This is a genomic window from Kribbella sp. NPDC026596, from assembly GCF_040638415.1.
Taxonomy (GTDB): Bacteria; Actinomycetota; Actinomycetes; order Propionibacteriales; family Kribbellaceae; genus Kribbella.
Map to the genome: position 1 here is coordinate 18454 of NZ_JBEZYF010000063.1, position 15680 is coordinate 34133.

Sequence of the window (15680 nt, forward strand, 5' to 3'; positions counted from 1 at the left end):
TTTCCACCACGGATAGAGTTTTGGGATGCGATTGTTCGTGGCCGTGGTGCCACCTCTCGAGGTTGTGGAGGATCTGGGCGAGTTCGTGGAGCCGCGGCGGGAGCATCCGGATGACGACATCCGGTGGGCCTCGGACGAGCACTGGCACATCACGCTGGCGTTCCTGGGCGACGTGCCGGACTGGAAGACCGAGGAACTGGGGGAGCGGCTCGAGCGGGCCGCCAAGCGGCAGGCGCCCTTCGAACTGCAACTGATCGGAGCGGGCGCGTTCCCGGGCGTGCCCGAAGCGCGCGTCCTGTACGCCGGAGTGCGCGACGAGACCGAGTCGCTCAAGCACCTGGCGATGACGACCCGGGCGGCAGCGAGTCGCGCCGGCGTCCCGGTGGAGGGAAGGAAATTCACCCCGCACGTCACCCTGGCCCGGTTGCGGCGGCCGGTCGACGTCACTCGGTGGGTCAGGATCTTCGATACGTACGACGGTCCGGTCTGGACCGCAGGAAGCTTGCAGCTGATCGAGTCCCGGCTTGGTGAGGGCCCGGGACACAGTTCGGCGTACACCACTGTGGGCGAATGGGACTTCTTAGGTTAACCTCAGGAAGGTTAGCCGTACCTAATGCCATGAAAGAGTCCCGCCATGCTCGCGAACTATCTGATCGGACTCCGTGAAGGTCTCGAGGCCTCGCTGGTCGTCAGCATCCTCGCCACCTTCCTGGTCAAATCAGGGCATCGAGATCGACTCAAACTGGTCTGGATCGGAGTCGGAGCGGCACTGGCCGTGGCAGCCGCCGCCTGGGGGCTGCTGCAGTTCGTCACCGCGCTGACCGCCCGCTCGTTCACCGCCCAGGAGACCATCGGCGGGGTGATGTCGATCCTCGCGGTCGGCTTCGTCACCTGGATGATCTTCTGGATGCGCAAGGCGTCACGCAGCATCGCCAGAGAGTTGCGCGAGCGGATGGGGCAGGCGCTCGAGGTCGGTTCCCGGGCGGTCGCGATCCTCGCGTTCCTGGCGGTGTTCCGGGAGAGCATCGAGACCGCGTTCATCGTGTACGCCTCGGCCGCCACCGCGACCACCGCCGTACCGTTCGTCGGCGTCCTGCTCGGTCTGGGTACGTCGGTGCTGCTCGGCGTCGCGATCTACAAGGGCGCGGTCAAGGTCAACCTGGCGGTGTTCTTCAAGTGGACCGGCGCGGTGCTGATCCTGGTCGCGGCCGGCATCTTCGCCTACGGCTTCCACGACCTGCAGGAGGCCGGCATCCTGCCCGGCCTGCAGGACCTGGCCTTCGACATCTCGCACGTCATCCCGCCGGACAGCTGGTACGGCGTGCTGCTCAAGGGCATCTTCAACTTCAACCCGGCCCCGACCGTCGTCGAGGCGACCGTCTGGGTCCTCTACCTCGTCCCCGTGATGGTGCTCTACTTCCGCCCGGTCAAGAGCAGCACGCCACCCGCCGTTGCGGCGAAGACCGCTGAAGAAGCGGCCTGATCCACCCCTCACCCGTCCAGGAGAATCATGTTCACGACCACGGCCCGCCGGGCTTCTGTGCTCGGTGTCGTCCTCGGCCTCGCCACCCTGACCGCGTGCGCCGACGACAAGCCGGCCGCCACGTCCGACGACGGCACCGGCCCGGTCACCGTCAAGGCGACCGACTCCGACTGCTCGCTCAGCCGCCGCGACGTCAAGTCCGGTACCAGCACCTTCACCGTGTCCAACAGCGGCAGCAAGGTGACCGAGTTCTACGTGTACGCCGACGGCGACCGGGTGATGGGTGAGGTCGAGAACATCGGCCCGGGCCTGAAGCGCGACCTGATCGTGGAGCTGCCGACCGGCAAGTACCAGGCGGTCTGCAAGCCGGGCATGGTCGGCGACGGCATCCGCGGCGACCTCACTGTCACCGGTGACGAGCCCGCGCAGGTGGACGAGGACACGCTGCTCAAGCAGGCGACCGAGAGCTATCAGCGGTACGTGAACTCGCAGGCCGTCGCGCTGGAGCAGAAGACCACCGAGTTCGTCACCGCGGTCAAGGCCGGCGACGTGGCCAAGGCCAAGGAGCTGTTCCCGGTGTCGCGCACGTACTGGGAGCGGATCGAGCCGGTCGCGGAGTCGTTCGGCGACCTCGACCCGAAGATCGACGCCCGGGTCAACGACGTCGAGCCGGGCACCGAGTGGACCGGGTACCACCGGATCGAGCAGGCGCTCTGGGTCTCCAACACCACCAAGGGCATCGAGAAGTACGCCGACCAGCTGCTGGTGGACGTGAAGACGGTCGTGGCGAAGGCCAAGGTCGTCAAGCTCAACCCGCTGCAGCTGGCCAACGGCGCCAAGGAGCTGCTCGACGAGGTCGCGACCGGCAAGATCACCGGTGAGGAAGACCGCTACTCGCACACCGACCTGTGGGACTTCCAGGCCAACGTCGAGGGATCTCAGGCCGCGGTCCAGGCGCTCCGACCGGCCCTGCAGGCGCGTGACGCGGCGCTCGTCACCGCGCTGGACACCAACTTCAAGGCGGTCTTCGCCGCGGTCGACAAGTACCGCGTAGGCGACGGCTTCAAGCCGTATCTGGTCAGCGAGGCGGAGAAGAAGCAGCTCAGCCAGGTGGTGGACGGGCTGGCCGAGCCGGTCAGCAAGGTCGCCGGAGTGATTGCGAAGAAATGACCGACAACACACCTACTCCTACCCCGGCCCGGCGGGGCCTCTCCCGCCGCGGCCTGTTCGGCGCGGCCGGAGCCGCGGTCGCGACCGGCGTCGCCGGCTACGCCGCCCACTCGGCGTTGTCCACTGAGCCGTCGCAGGCCGCGGACAACAACGGTCCGGTCGAGTTCCACGGACCGCACCAGGCCGGGATCGTCACGCCGGTCCAGGACCGGCTGCACTTCGCCGCGTTCGACGTCACCACGACGAAGCGGGACGACCTGATCGCCCTGCTGAAGGAGTGGACCGCGGCGGCCGCGCTGCTCACGGCCGGCCGAGACATCGGTCAGTACGGCGCAGTGAACGGGCCGGACGAGGCTCCGCCGGAGGACACCGGCGAGGCGGTCGGTCTGCCGCCGGCCCGGCTGACGGTGACCGTCGGGTTCGGCGCATCGCTGTTCGACAAGCGTTTCGGGCTCGCATCCCAGCGCCCGGAGGCCTTGGTCGACCTGCCGCACTTCATCGGCGACGACCTGGACCCATCACGGTCCGGCGGCGACATCGCCGTACAGGCTTGCTCGGACGATCCGCAGGTGGCGGTGCACGCGATCCGCAACCTGGCCCGGATCGGCTTTGGCCGGGTCGCGGTCCGCTACTCCCAGCTGGGCTTCGGCCGGACGTCGTCGACATCGCGGGCGCAGGCCACGCCGCGGAACCTGTTCGGCTTCAAGGACGGCACGAACAACCTGAAGCTGGAGGATGCGGACAAGCTCGAGCAGCAGGTCTGGGTGCAGCCGGAGGACGGCTCGGACTGGATGACCGGCGGTTCCTACCTGGTGTCGCGGCGGATCCGGATGAACATCGAGATCTGGGACCGTACGTCGCTCGGCGAGCAGGAGACCATCATCGGCCGGGGCAAGGGCACCGGCGCGCCACTGGGCAAGGCGGACGAGTTCGACACGATCGACTTCACCGCGAAGAACTCCGACGGCGAGGCGAAGGTCCCGATGGACTCGCACGTCCGGCTGGCCCACCCGCAGTTCAACAACGGCGCCGAACTGCTCCGCCGCGGCTACAACTTCGTCGACGGCTCGGATGGTCTCGGACGGCTGGACGCCGGGCTGTTCTTCCTTGCCTACCAGCGTGATCCGCGCAAGCAGTTCATCCCGATCCAGAACCAGCTGGCCCGCAGCGACACGATGAACGAGTACATCCACCACGTCGGCTCCGGCATCTTCGCCTGCCCACCCGGCGTTACCCCAGGCTCTTACTGGGGCGAGAAGCTGTTCGCCTGACCACGAGCCCGGCACCGAACTGGTGCCGGGCTCGCTGCATGCTCCGGTCAGTGGAGCGGGATGGCGATGACCTGGCCGACGTCGGCGCAGGTGCCGCAGTTGGACACGTACGCCTTGCCGTTCCTGATCGCCAAGCCGGTCGGCATCGTCAGGCCAGTGCTCGCGATGATCGTCCGCTTGCCGTGCTTGCCGACCCGGATGAGCGCACCGGTCGGGTCACCGGACAGCAGGCCGTTGTGCGCGATCTCCAGCACGTAGAGCGCCTTGTCCGGACCGAAGGCGATGTCGATGATGTTGGTGAAGCCACTGGCCACCACCTTGGGCTTTCCGCCCGACCCGATCCGATAGACGTTCGCGCCACCCACCGGGAACGGGAAGCCGGTGAGCTGGCCGACGTACAGGGCGCCGTCAGGGCCACGCGTCACCGTGGTCGGCACCGCCTGCATCGGGATGTCCGGGCCGCCCGGGCTCGGGTTCGGCACCAGCCGCGGCGGGAAGACGGCGAGCGTGGAGATCTTTCCGTGCGAGACGCCCAGCAAGGAGTTCCCGCCGGCGTCCGCGACGACCTGACCGCGCTTCGTCACCAGCAGGCCCTGCGGGTTGGTGTCCGGCAGGCCACCGTCCGGGTTCGCGGCGAGCTCGTATGCACCGATATCCGCGACGACCTTGAACGTTCCCTTGGACACCTTCGCGCGAATCAGCGTCCCGGCGAGCTGGCCGTTCGGAGGCAGCTGGCTCCGCAGGCTCGGGTCGTCGCCGAGACCGAGCGTCACGTACAGGTTGCTGCTGTCGTTCAGCCCGACGTCGGACGGACCGAAGACCTCGTCCGTGCCCTGCAGCGCGAAGGACGGGAGACCGGTGAGGACCCGCGTCTGGTGGCCTCGCTTCACCTGGGTCACCGCGCCCGTGGCGCCGTAGCAGATCTGCCCGAGCGGATGCGGGATGCAAGGCCCGCTGCCGCCCACACCCGCCTCGGCGACGTAGAGCGTGCCGTTCGGAGCGAATCCCAGGCCGCGTGGGCTGTCGAGGCCGGACGCGATCACTCTCCACCGAGTGCCGTGTGCGCTTGCCGGTACGACCGGCAGGACGACGAGACTCAACCCCGTGATCAGTGCCGTGCCGATGATCATGAAACGTCGGAACATGTCCCCTCCCAAGGCGTTACGACGACCCCTCCTTGCTTCCGAGTCTGCGCGAGTTCGTCCCGGCCGTCACGGGTTCGGGACCTGCAGGACATACCGACGGCCCCGGTCGAAGCCGGGGCCGTCGGCAGAGCGTAGTACGGCGACTACTTCACGGCGCCTGCCGTCACACCGGCGACGAAGTGCCGCTGGGCCAGGAGGAAGCCGATCACCACGGGAATGCTGACCACCAGGGCGGCGGCCATGATCTGATTCCAGTAGATGTTGGTCTGCGTCGAGTACTGGCGCAGTCCGACGGACAGAGTGCGGTTGGCTTCGGTCGTCATCACCGAGGCGAACAACACCTCACCCCATGCGGTCATGAACGAGTAGATCGCGACCGCGATGACACCGGGCCGTGCGGCCGGAAGCACCACTCGCCACAGCGCGCCGAGCGGGCCGCAACCGTCCACCAGCGCCGCCTCGTCCAGCTCGCGCGGGATGCTGTCGAAGTATCCGGCCAACATCCAGATCGAGAACGGCAGGCTGAACGTCAGGTAGGTGATGATCAGCCCGAGCCGCGTCCCGACCAGCTGCACTCCGAACTGGTTGTTGATGTTCACGAAGATCAGGAACAACGGCAGCAGGAACAGCACACCGGGGAACATCTGCGTCGACAGCACCGTGGTGGTGAACACCGTCCGGCCCCGGAATCGGAACCGCGAGACCGCGAACGCGGCCAGGATCGCGATCGCCACCGAGAACACCGTCGCGACCACCGAGACGATCGTGCTGTTCACGAAGTACCGGGCCAGCGGCACCGTCTTCCACATGTCCACGAACGGGGCGAGGGTCAGGTTCGACGGCCACCAGGTGAACGCGCCCTGCACGTCCTTCAGCGGCTTGAGCGACGAGGTCGCCATCACGTACAGCGGGATCAGGACGAACGCCCCGAGCACGACCAGCACGACACCGCGGTAGATCTTGAAGCCTCTTGTCACTGACACAGACTCACGCACGACGTGACCTCCTTCCGGTGACCAACAGATACGTGCCGGTGACGATCATCAGGAAGATCAGCAGCAGCACGGACATCGCCGCCCCGGTGCCGAAGTTCCAGGTCAGGAACGACGCGTTGTAGATGTGGAACGTGATCAGGTCGCCGGCCGGCGGCTGCGCCGTACCGAACAGCACGTACGGCGTGTTGAAGTCGCTGAACGTCCACAGGAACAGGACCAGCACGAGCACCAGGTTGACCGGGCGCAGCGAGGGCAGCGTGATGTTGCGCCACTGCCGCAGGTTGCCGGCGCCGTCCACCGACGCGGCCTCATAGATGTCGCGCGGGATGCTCTGCAATCCGGCCATCAGCGTGAGGAACGCGAACGTCCACAGCTTCCAGGTCGCGACCGCGATGAGGGAGACCAGCGCGTTGCTGCCGATCAGCCAGAACGTTCCGCCGTCGGTGAGATGCAGCTGGTTCAGCACGTGGTTCACCGCGCCGGTGTCCCGCTGGAGCATGAAGTTCCAGGTCAGGATTCCGGCGTACGCCGGCAGTGCGTAAGGCACCAGGAACAGCGTCCGGATGAGGCTCCGGCCGCGGAACGCCGGCTGCAGCGCGACGGCCGCGGCCATCCCGAGCACCCACGACAGCGCGACCGTGATGAGCGAGAAGGCGACCGTGACGCCGAACGACTTCAGCAGTCCCTCGCCGACGGCGTTGTCGAAGTCGAGCGCGACCTTGTAGTTGCCGAGCCCGGCCCACGGCGCGGCCGACCAGTTCGCGATGAAGAACTTGGTCAGTTTGACGAAGCTCATCCAGATCCCGACGACCATCGGGATGATGTGGATGAACAGTTCCAGCAGCACCGCCGGGGCCAGCAGTGCGTACGGCAGCCACCGGCTGAGGCCGGGCCGATGTTCGGGACCGCGCTTGGGTTTCTTCGCGGCCTCGGGCGCGGCCGCCGGTGCCGCTTCGGTTGTGGCGACGGACATCCTGGTGGTCGCCTCCTGTCCTTCGATTCGTGGGGTCGGCTGACGTGATCGATGGCCCGGACGCCACTGCGCCCGGGCCATCTGGATCGCGTCAGCTACCCGCGGCCACCTGATCCTCTGCGGTCTTCAGGGCCGCCTTCACGTCGTCGGCCGACACCGTTCCGCCGGTGGCGATCTTGGCGAACATGCTGTTCATCGCCTTGCCGACAGTGCTCTCGAACTGGTCCTCGGCCGGCACCAGCGGCAACGGCTTGGACTTGGTGTTGTAGACGTCCTGGAACGTCGCCGCCTCTTCCGCGTCCGTGGTGAACACCGCCTTGGCGTCCTTCAGCACCGGGAGCGAGGCGAACGGCTTGCCCAGCGTGGTCTGGGTGTCCGCGTCCGTCATGTACTTGACGAACTTCAGCGCCGCGTCCTTGTGCTTGGTGTTCTTGAAGATCGACAGGTTGATCCCGGCCACGTGGCTGGCGACCGGGGCCGCCGCGCCCTGCGGTGCGGGGAACGGCACGACGCCGTACTCGCCGGCCTTCATGCCGTTGGCAACGATCGAGGAGTCGGCGTTGTTCTGGTTGATCACCATCGCCACCTTCTTGGTGGCGAAGTCGTTCACCGACTTGGTGCCGTTGTCGTACTGCGCGTTGGACGGGTTCGCGACCTTGTCCTTCTGCATCAGGTCGAGGTACCGCAGCACGCCCTGGACGTTGCCGTCACTGGTGAAGGTCGGCTTGCCGTCCTTGTCGAACCAGTCCGCGCCGTTCTGCGCGGCGTTGATGAACGCGAAGTGCACGTTCTCGGTGTAGCTGCCGGCCGCCAGCGCCATGCCCCACTGCTTCTTCGCGGGGTCGGTCAGCTTCTGCGCGTCGGTGACCATCTCTTCCCAGGTCTTCGGCGGCTGCAGGCCGGCCGCGGCGAACATCGCCTTGTTGTAGTACAGGCCGTAGGCCAGACCGTAGAGCGGGACCGACGTCGGGTCGGTGCCTTCCTTGCCGCCGGTCGCCAGGGCCGTCGGCACGAACTTGTCCTTCCCGCCGATCGCGGTCATCGCGTCGCCGTCGAACGGCAGGAACGCGTCGGTGGCCTGCAGCGAGGCCGCCCAGGTGTTGCCGATGTTGACCACGTCCGGACCTTGACCAGAGGTGGTCGCGGTCTGGATCCGGGTCTGCAGGTCGTTCCAGCCGATCACCTCGAGGTTGACCTTGATGCCGGTGTCAGCGGTGAACTTCTGCAGGACCGGGGTCAGCACCTCCTTGTCGTTGTCCAGGCTGGTGCCCTGGTTGCTGGCCCAGTAGGTCAGCGTCTGGTCACCACCCGAACCGCCGCCGGAGGAGTCGCCCGAGTCGCCGCTGCCTCCGCAGGCGGCCAGGCTGATTCCCAAGGCGGTCGCCGCTGCCGCGGCTACCAGCGAACGCAGTCTCACGTCGGACTCCCTCGTCCCGTCGAGCCCCCGCGGACCTGCGGAGGCGGATCGGCCCCATAGTGGCCTAACCGGTTAAGTTTCGAAACCCTAACCGGTTCAGTTGGCGGTAGTTCGTTATTGCCTCGTGACTCATCCAACTTCTCGCGGCCCCTCGGCAAGCGCAATCCGGCACACTCCGGAACCATCCGATTCCACAGAGTCTTGACCGAACCGGTTCACCACCCCGCGAGGGGACGGGATACCCCCTCGAACGTCAGGCGGGGCACTCCCGATCCCCTGCCCACCGGGCACAACCCTCCAGTTGAGGGGTTATCCCCCGAGTTGGAGGGTTGCCCACTCGGAATCTCAGGGGGCAACCCTCCAGGTGGGGGGTTATCCCCTCAGTTGGAGGGTTGTGCGACCGGGCCGGAGGAGTCGCGGGGGCGGAGTTCGCCGGCGGGGGCCTGTTCGTGGAGGTCGGGTTCGCCGGCCGCGATGCGGAGGAGGAGGTCGGCGGCGGCGCGGCCGCGTTCCATGGTCTTCTGGTCGACCGCGGTGATGCCAGGGCGGGCCAGTTCGCACAGGGGTGAGTCGTCCCAGGCGACGATCGAGACCTCGCCGGGCACCGCCGTACCGAGGTCCATCGCGACCTGGAGCGCGGCCACCGCCATCAGGTCGTTGCCGAGCACGATCGCGGTCGGCGGGTTCGGCCCGGTCAGGAGCTGACGGGTCAGCTCGGCGCCGTCGTCGTACCGGTAGCTGCCCTCGATGTGCCGGACCTTGATGCCGTGCCGGTCGGCGTGCTCGCGCAGCATCCGGACCCGCAGTTGCTCGTGGACGAACGTGAACGGCCCGCTGATGTGCGCGATGTCGCGATGACCGAGCTCGACCAGGTGATCGAGCAGCAGCGTGACGGTCTCCTCCGGCGAGCTGATCAGCCGGCCGACCGCGTCGTCGGGATCGTTCGAGCTCACCACCACACACGGCACCCCGAGCTCCTTGAGGATCGGGATCCGCGGGTCGTCGTTGTGCTCGTCGAACAGGATGAACCCGTCGACCCGCCCCTGCCGCGACCATCTCCGCAGTACGTCGAGATCCTCGCCGTGCTCGCCGGTCAGCCGCAGCAGCAGCGACGAGTCGACCTCGTTCAGGTACTGCTCGATGCCGACCAGCGTCCGCATGTAGAACGCTTCGGTCGAGATCAGCGCCGGGTCGCGGGCGATCACGATGCCGATCGTCCGGGTGCGGCTGGCCGAGAGCGCGACGGCGGCCGAATTCGGGTGGAAGCCCAGCTCTTCGGCCAGGGCGAGAACCCGCTGGCGGGTCTCCTCGCTGACGCCGGCCCGGCCGTTCAGGGCGTACGAAACCGAGGCCTTGGAGATGTGCAGACGGCGCGCGAGATCGCTGATCGTGACTCGCTGGCTCCGGCGCCCACTGGTGCTCGCCGGACCGTCGTCCGCGCCGTCACCGCCGACCAGGGACCCGGATGTCGTCATGGTTGCTTGCCTCCCCGCACAGACGGGAGATTAGCAGCGGGTTCGTGGGGCTAGCGGGCTCGACAGGTTTTGGATAGCGTTTTCCCATGACCTCTGAAGAGCCGTTGCGGCTGGATTTCCTGCCCTGGGAGTACGCGCGGAAGGCGTCGGAGGAGGAGCGTGGACGCCAGACCGAGCGACAGGCCCGGCTCGGCGGGTCGGTCGAGCTCGGCACCGACGTGTACGTCGCGGAGTCGGCCGCCGTGTACTGCTATGAGCTCCGGATGGGGGAGCGCTCGTACATCGCCGCGCACGCGTACGTCACCGGGCAGATCGTGCTCGGGTCCGACTCGACGATCAACCCGTTCACGACCGTCCGCGGCCGGATCACGATCGGCGACGGGGTGCGGATCGGCGCGCACACGTCGCTGCTCGGCTTCAACCACGGCACCGCGCCGGGGCAGCCGATCTTCAAACAGCCGCACACGGCACTCGGCATCACCATCGGCGACGATGTCTGGATCGGCTCCAACGTCACCATCCTCGACGGCGTCACCATCGGCCCCCACACCATCATCGGCGCCGGCGCCGTAGTCACCCGGGACATCCCCGCCAACACCATCGCCGCCGGCAATCCCGCCCGCATCCTCCGCTCCCGCACCCCGGAAGACACAATGCCCACCTCATCCCCAGCGGCCGCCACCTCGTCCGCAAGCCCTGCCACGGAGCTGCCGGAGCGGCTTACTGCCTTTGCCGCCAAGGCGCGGGATCAGGTTGATGATCTGCTGCAGCGGTGCTGGGACGGCGTACGGTTCGTCGACCGGCCCGGACTCGACCACGAGCCGGCGATTCGCCCGTGGTGCGATGCCGTCGAGATCGCCGACGTACTGCTGCGCCGTACCCCCGCCGGCCACACCCGCGACGACCTCGTCCGCCGCCTCCACGCCCGCCAGGACCCGGACACCGGACTGGTCTCACCCGGAGACCTCTCCGACGCCGGTCTCGACCTCCCGTCGGACGCGAAGCTCTCCGTCCTGGAAGGCCCCGCGAGCTACCACATCCTCTGCGTCGGCTACGCACTCCAGGTCCTGGACAGCAGCTTCGAGCACAGGATCCGTACCGACTTCACCCCGGACGAGCTCGACAACTTGCCCTGGGCAAGAAGAGCTTGGTCAGCCGGTTCCAGCATCGACGGCCTCGGTACCGCCATCGCCCGGAATCTCCACGACCACAAGGAATCCGGACCGATCGAGACCCTGATGGGCTGGCTCACCATCGCGGCCGATCCGACCACCGGTGCCTGGGGTCAACCGCACCCCGACGACGGCTGGCTGCAGGTGGTGAACGGGTTCTACCGGCTGACCCGCGGCACGTACGCCCAGTTCGGCCTGCCGTTGCCGTACCCGGAGCAGGCCGTCACCACAGTCCTTGCCCACAGCAATGACCGCCGGATGTTCACCGGTGACAACTACAACTCCTGCAACGTCCTCGACGTGATCCACCCACTCTGGCTGGCTCGCAAACAGACGTCGTACGGCGAACAGGACGGTCGCCGCTGGGCCGAGCAGCAGCTCCGCGCGATCCTCGACCGCTGGGTCGACGGCGCCGGCTTCGCGTTCGCCCCGGACGGCACCGACGACCGCTCGATCCCCGGCCTGCAGGGCACCGAGATGTGGCTGGCGATCATCTGGCTGCTGTCGGACTACCTCGGACACTCGGACGCACTCGGCTACCGCCCGCGCGGTGTCCACCGCCCCGAACCGCTGGTCAGTCTCCGCTGAACTACCCACTGGTGTGAGGCACCGCGACGGGGGTCCACTAGCCTGAACCAGTGGACCCCCGGACCCGTCGACTCGTCACCTCCATCGTCTTGGCGGCGCTCGTCGCGATCGTGGTGATCGCGGCGATCATCCGCTGACGGTCGCGGATCCCAGGACGACGTACGGCTGGTTGGACAGGTCAGCGGCCAGGCCGGGGTGGAGTGCTTGCCCGCCGTCCCGGTGCAGCACGCTGAAGAAGTACATCAGCGGGTACGTCGACGCCGTGTAGTCGCCGTCGATCGTGCCTGACAAGGTCTGCCCGGACAGTTCCATCGGAACCTGCTGCCACGACTCCGACTGGTCCACGTGCCGGTAGTGCAGCGTCGCGCCGACCACGGCCGGGTCCACCACCTCCAACGAGAGCGTGACCGGTTCGCCTCGGACGAAGCTCTCCGGCACCGTGTGGTTCACCCCGGGAGTGGCCGGCCGGGGCGCTGGTGCCGGAGGCAACGCGGCTGCTGATTGCGTGCTTGCCGCCTCCTGCAGTTCCTCGGTGAGGGCTGCCAGGTCGGTGTCCATATCCGGGACCCGATCCGCCCAGTGACCGTGCTCGGATGCCTCGATCCCGAACCGCAGATCCCGCTGATAGACGCCGTCGACGATGACCGGGATCTCGGCGTACGCGTCCCGCGCTGCCTGGTAGATGCGCAATGCCGACTCCAGCGAGCCGGCATCCCCGGTGGCCCGGTAGATCGAGTAGTCGACCGCGGCCCGGAACTTGCCGGCGAAGAACCTGCCCATCCGGACCAGGATCTCCAGATCGATCAGCACCCGGCGCACCTGCGGATCCGACTGGTCCGCGCTCTGCTGGGCCCGTTCCAGGGCCTGCTGGCCGTCGTCGACCAGCTGCTCGATCCAGGAGGCCACTTCGAGCGGCGTGTACTTCGCCTTCAGTTCGCCGGCGGCCAGCGCAGCGACGTACTCGTCGACGCCGTAGAAGGTCGTCGGGTCGAACGGGCTGACGCCACCCCAGTTCGCCGGGGGATCGGTGTCGCCGGCGTAGTGATCCGAGTGGACCCGCGACGAGATCGGGAGGTTGAGGTACACCTCCGGCCAGTAGCCGTTGTTCGATCCGCCGACGCCGTGCACCACCGTCACCAGGGGGAGGATCCGGCTGAGCGGGCTCAGGGCGTCCTCCACAGCCGTCGCGGCCTCGCCGTACGTCGAACGCAGATGGCGACGCCACGTCTCGGGCTCGGCATCGGGGTTGTAGAGGAGCCGTCCCCACAGCAGGTAGCCGTAGCGGTACTTGGTCCACTCCCGGTTGCCGGGCAGCCGGAGGTCGTCGCGGACGTAGGGGTCGCGTGCGCCGGGTTCGCCGCTGCCCTTGCGTCCCTTGAAGAACAGGGGTTCGCACAGGTCGACACCACGGGATCCACCGAACGTCGACAATCGCCCGTACCCGGCCGCGATCGCGGGATCGCCCCACGCCAGGAGCTTCTGCGTGCCCGGCCAGACCCGGAACATCAGGTCGACCGTCCGGTCCTCGCGCAGGAAGTCGCCGTACCCGTAGCGGGTGAATCGGCGGGAGAACTCGGTGATGCCCTTCATCTCGTGGCCCGGGGGGATCGGCTTGGCCGCCTCCTTGGCCCGGATGGAGGCCTGGTGGTACGGCAGTCCGACGTGCTCGGCCCAGTACTTGGCCGACAGTACGGCGGACAGATTCGGCAGGTCGACGGCGTCGAGCAGAGCCTGGTCGACACCCTTGGCGTGCATGTCGATCTCCAGCGGCCGGCCGGCCGAGTTCGCCCCCTCGAACACCGCCCGCCAGAAGATCTCGTGCTGGTGATCGGCGATGCCGCCCTCGTAGTGCACCCGGAACGTGAGCCCGTCGATGTCGGGGCACTCGGCGAGCAGCTTGGCGATGCCGGCCTTGCAGTACGCCGCGTGGTTGTCCGGGCCGATCCCGGTGATCGGATACCGGTGGACCGAGTCCCGGCCGTAGTCGTAGGCGTGGTTCCACAGGCCGAGCTGGAACTTCAACCCCCGGCGCTTGCTCTCGGCGGCGATGAAGCGCAGCGTCTCCAGGTTGCGCTTCTGCTCGTCCGCTCCGACCCCTTCGGCCCGTACGTCGTAGCCGTCCACGTCGAACAGGAACGGATAGGCGAGGCACAAGTAGTTGTCGGTGGCGCCGTGCCGATCGGCGCCGTAGTTGTACTGCATGCCGAGCGCGAGGTGGAACCGGTTGAACCGGGACGCGGCCAGCCAGGTCAGGTAGTCGGTCCAGAACTGCTTGTCGTGGAACCAGGACAGGTCCTCGTCCACGCTGGAGAACGACCGCACCACGCCCCGGACCGGAACGGCCGGCTGCTCGGCGAAGGGCGTCGTACCGGCGACGTCTGCGCCGACGGCCACCCGGTCGGCGAGCTCGAGCAGCCCGCACCGGAGGCCGGTCTCATCGTTGCCGACGACAATGATCTCGCCGTCGGCGCGGAGTACGGCGTACGACTCGGGCACGGGCGCGAGGTCCGCGGCGGGAACCTCGTCGGGGGTGGCCAGCCGGATCACCAATGCATCGGTGGCCGTCATACTCAGGGCTTGGGCGAGCTGCTCGGCCGCCCAGGTGGCGACCCGGCCGGTGGTGACGGGGTTCTTCTCGTTCCGGGTGATGACGAACTCAGGCATAGGACTCCAATCACTTGCCGTCGAGGGTCTTGCGGGCGTCGGCGATGAACTTCGGGACGCCCTGCTTGATCGAGATCTTCTTGAAAGCGATGTCCTGGCTGGTCTTCAGCAGCAGGTCACCGACGGCGGTCGAGGCGGCCGGGCTGGCCTGCGGCGGGGCGGAGGAGTTCTTCAGCGCCAGGTCGGTGTAGGCCAGCACCTGCTTCTCGCTCGCCGACAGATCACTGCCCTTCAGCAGCACGTCCCGGCCGGCGGCCGAGGCGGGCGGTCCGCTGATCAGCCGCAGGGTCTTCGCGGCCTCCTCGCCGTTGGCGAACCAGTTGATGAACGCGGCGGCATCGTCCGCGCGCTTGCTCCGGGCGTTCAGCGACAGGAAGCTGCTCGGTGCCGGGAAGGTCCCGCACTTGCCGCCCTTCGCGTGCCGCGGTGGCAGGGTGATGTCGATGGTGTTCTTGGTCAGATCCTGGAAACCGCCCTTGAGATTGGGCGTCTGGATGTGCGCGAGCGCCGCCTGCTTCTTGACCAGCGGCCCGGTCGGCCAGTCGCCGTACTTGGCCTGAGCCGCGATGTCGGCGGGGATCGTGCCGCCGGTCGCTCGCAGCGCGGCCCAGTACTCGAACCACTCGGTCAGCGAGGAATCGGTGAAGGCGAGCGTGCCGTCCTTGTACAGGTCCTCGCCCTTGCCACGCAGGAAGATCTGCAACGACGCCGTGTCCCCACTGGGGTCCTCCGCGCCGTAGACCTCCTTGCCGGACTTCTGCCGGATCTGGTTGGCCAGGGTCGCGAAATCAGACCAGGTCCACGTCTCCTGCGGGTGCTCCAGGCCGAGCTGGTCGAGCACGGTCACGTCGTACCCCATGCTGTAGGTGCTCATCGCGACCGGGATGCCGAACTGCTCGCCCTTCAGTTGGCCCTGGGTGAGCAGGTTCTGGTCGATCGGCTTCGTGTCGATGGTGTCCGGGATGTACTTCTGCAGGGACTGCAGCGCTCCCGCGGCGCCGTACTGGCCGATCCGCGGGGCGTCGATGTTGATCACGTCGGGAGCGTTGCCGCCGGCCATCTGGGTGGCGAGCTTGTCCCAGTACTCCGCGGTCGCGGTGCCCTCGAACACGATCTTCACGTCCGGATGGCTCGAGGTGTACAGCTCCGCGAGCTTGCCGCGCAGGCCGAGCTTGGTCGGGTCCCCGTAGCTGCTGAACCGGACCGACTCCTTCGCCTCCTTGGCCGCGGGGTCGAGGTTGCAGGCCGACAGCAGCGGCGCGAGTACGCCGGCCGCGAGTCCGGCCTGCAGGAAGCGCCGCCGGTTGAGCTGTGTGGTCATGACTTG

The 15680-nt window shown here is 67.7% G+C and carries 12 protein-coding genes; 5 read left to right on the forward strand and 7 right to left on the reverse strand.

The annotated features are described in order from the left end of the window. Window positions 1-25 precede the first annotated feature (25 nt). From thpR to efeB, 4 genes are read left to right on the forward strand one after another with little or no spacing between them, the layout of a single operon-like run. Window positions 26-589 (forward strand): RNA 2',3'-cyclic phosphodiesterase, encoded by a 564-nt coding sequence (gene thpR, locus AB0E63_RS36110; protein WP_360376180.1) that lies wholly within the window; start codon window positions 26-28, stop codon window positions 587-589. Window positions 590-634: 45 nt separating this feature from the next. Then, window positions 635-1483 (forward strand): iron uptake transporter permease EfeU, encoded by an 849-nt coding sequence (gene efeU, locus AB0E63_RS36115; RefSeq protein ID WP_360376182.1) that lies wholly within the window; start codon window positions 635-637, stop codon window positions 1481-1483. A 27-nt stretch (window positions 1484-1510) separates the two neighbouring features. Continuing rightward, complete coding sequence (efeO, locus tag AB0E63_RS36120; RefSeq protein ID WP_360376185.1) at window positions 1511-2653, forward strand: iron uptake system protein EfeO; 1143 nt, start codon at window positions 1511-1513, stop codon at window positions 2651-2653. Then, window positions 2650-3924: an iron uptake transporter deferrochelatase/peroxidase subunit gene (gene efeB, locus AB0E63_RS36125; protein ID WP_360376188.1), complete on the forward strand. Its 1275-nt coding sequence runs from the start codon at window positions 2650-2652 to the stop codon at window positions 3922-3924. The genes efeO and efeB overlap by 4 nt, the downstream gene beginning before the upstream one ends. Window positions 3925-3971: 47 nt before the next feature. On the opposite strand, the gene AB0E63_RS36130 is transcribed toward efeB, so the two are convergent. From AB0E63_RS36130 to AB0E63_RS36150, 5 genes are all read right to left on the reverse strand, one after another. After that, entirely contained in the window at window positions 3972-5069 is a 1098-nt protein-coding gene (locus tag AB0E63_RS36130) for a ScyD/ScyE family protein (RefSeq protein ID WP_360376190.1), read from the reverse strand. 143 nt (window positions 5070-5212) lie between these two features. Further along, a complete protein-coding gene (locus AB0E63_RS36135) occupies window positions 5213-6064 on the reverse strand; it encodes a carbohydrate ABC transporter permease (protein WP_360376193.1) in 852 nt (283 codons plus the stop codon). Further along, entirely contained in the window at window positions 6057-7037 is a 981-nt protein-coding gene (locus AB0E63_RS36140; RefSeq protein WP_360376196.1) for a sugar ABC transporter permease, read from the reverse strand. Before AB0E63_RS36140 ends, AB0E63_RS36135 begins: the two co-directional genes overlap by 8 nt. A 91-nt stretch (window positions 7038-7128) precedes the next feature. Beyond that, window positions 7129-8454 (reverse strand): sugar ABC transporter substrate-binding protein, encoded by a 1326-nt coding sequence (locus AB0E63_RS36145; protein ID WP_360376198.1) that lies wholly within the window; start codon window positions 8452-8454, stop codon window positions 7129-7131. Window positions 8455-8834: 380 nt separating this feature from the next. After that, window positions 8835-9929: a LacI family DNA-binding transcriptional regulator gene (locus AB0E63_RS36150; RefSeq protein ID WP_360376201.1), complete on the reverse strand. Its 1095-nt coding sequence runs from the start codon at window positions 9927-9929 to the stop codon at window positions 8835-8837. 86 nt (window positions 9930-10015) lie between these two features. Between AB0E63_RS36150 and AB0E63_RS36155 the strand changes: the two genes are divergently transcribed. Next, on the forward strand, window positions 10016-11689 hold the full coding sequence (locus AB0E63_RS36155) for an acyltransferase (RefSeq protein ID WP_360376204.1): 1674 nt from the start codon (window positions 10016-10018) through the stop codon (window positions 11687-11689). A 126-nt stretch (window positions 11690-11815) separates the two neighbouring features. On the opposite strand, the gene AB0E63_RS36160 is transcribed toward AB0E63_RS36155, so the two are convergent. Continuing rightward, window positions 11816-14353 (reverse strand): hypothetical protein, encoded by a 2538-nt coding sequence (locus AB0E63_RS36160; RefSeq protein WP_360376207.1) that lies wholly within the window; start codon window positions 14351-14353, stop codon window positions 11816-11818. Window positions 14354-14363: 10 nt separating this feature from the next. After that, entirely contained in the window at window positions 14364-15674 is a 1311-nt protein-coding gene (locus tag AB0E63_RS36165) for an extracellular solute-binding protein (RefSeq protein ID WP_360376210.1), read from the reverse strand. Window positions 15675-15680 lie beyond the last annotated feature (6 nt).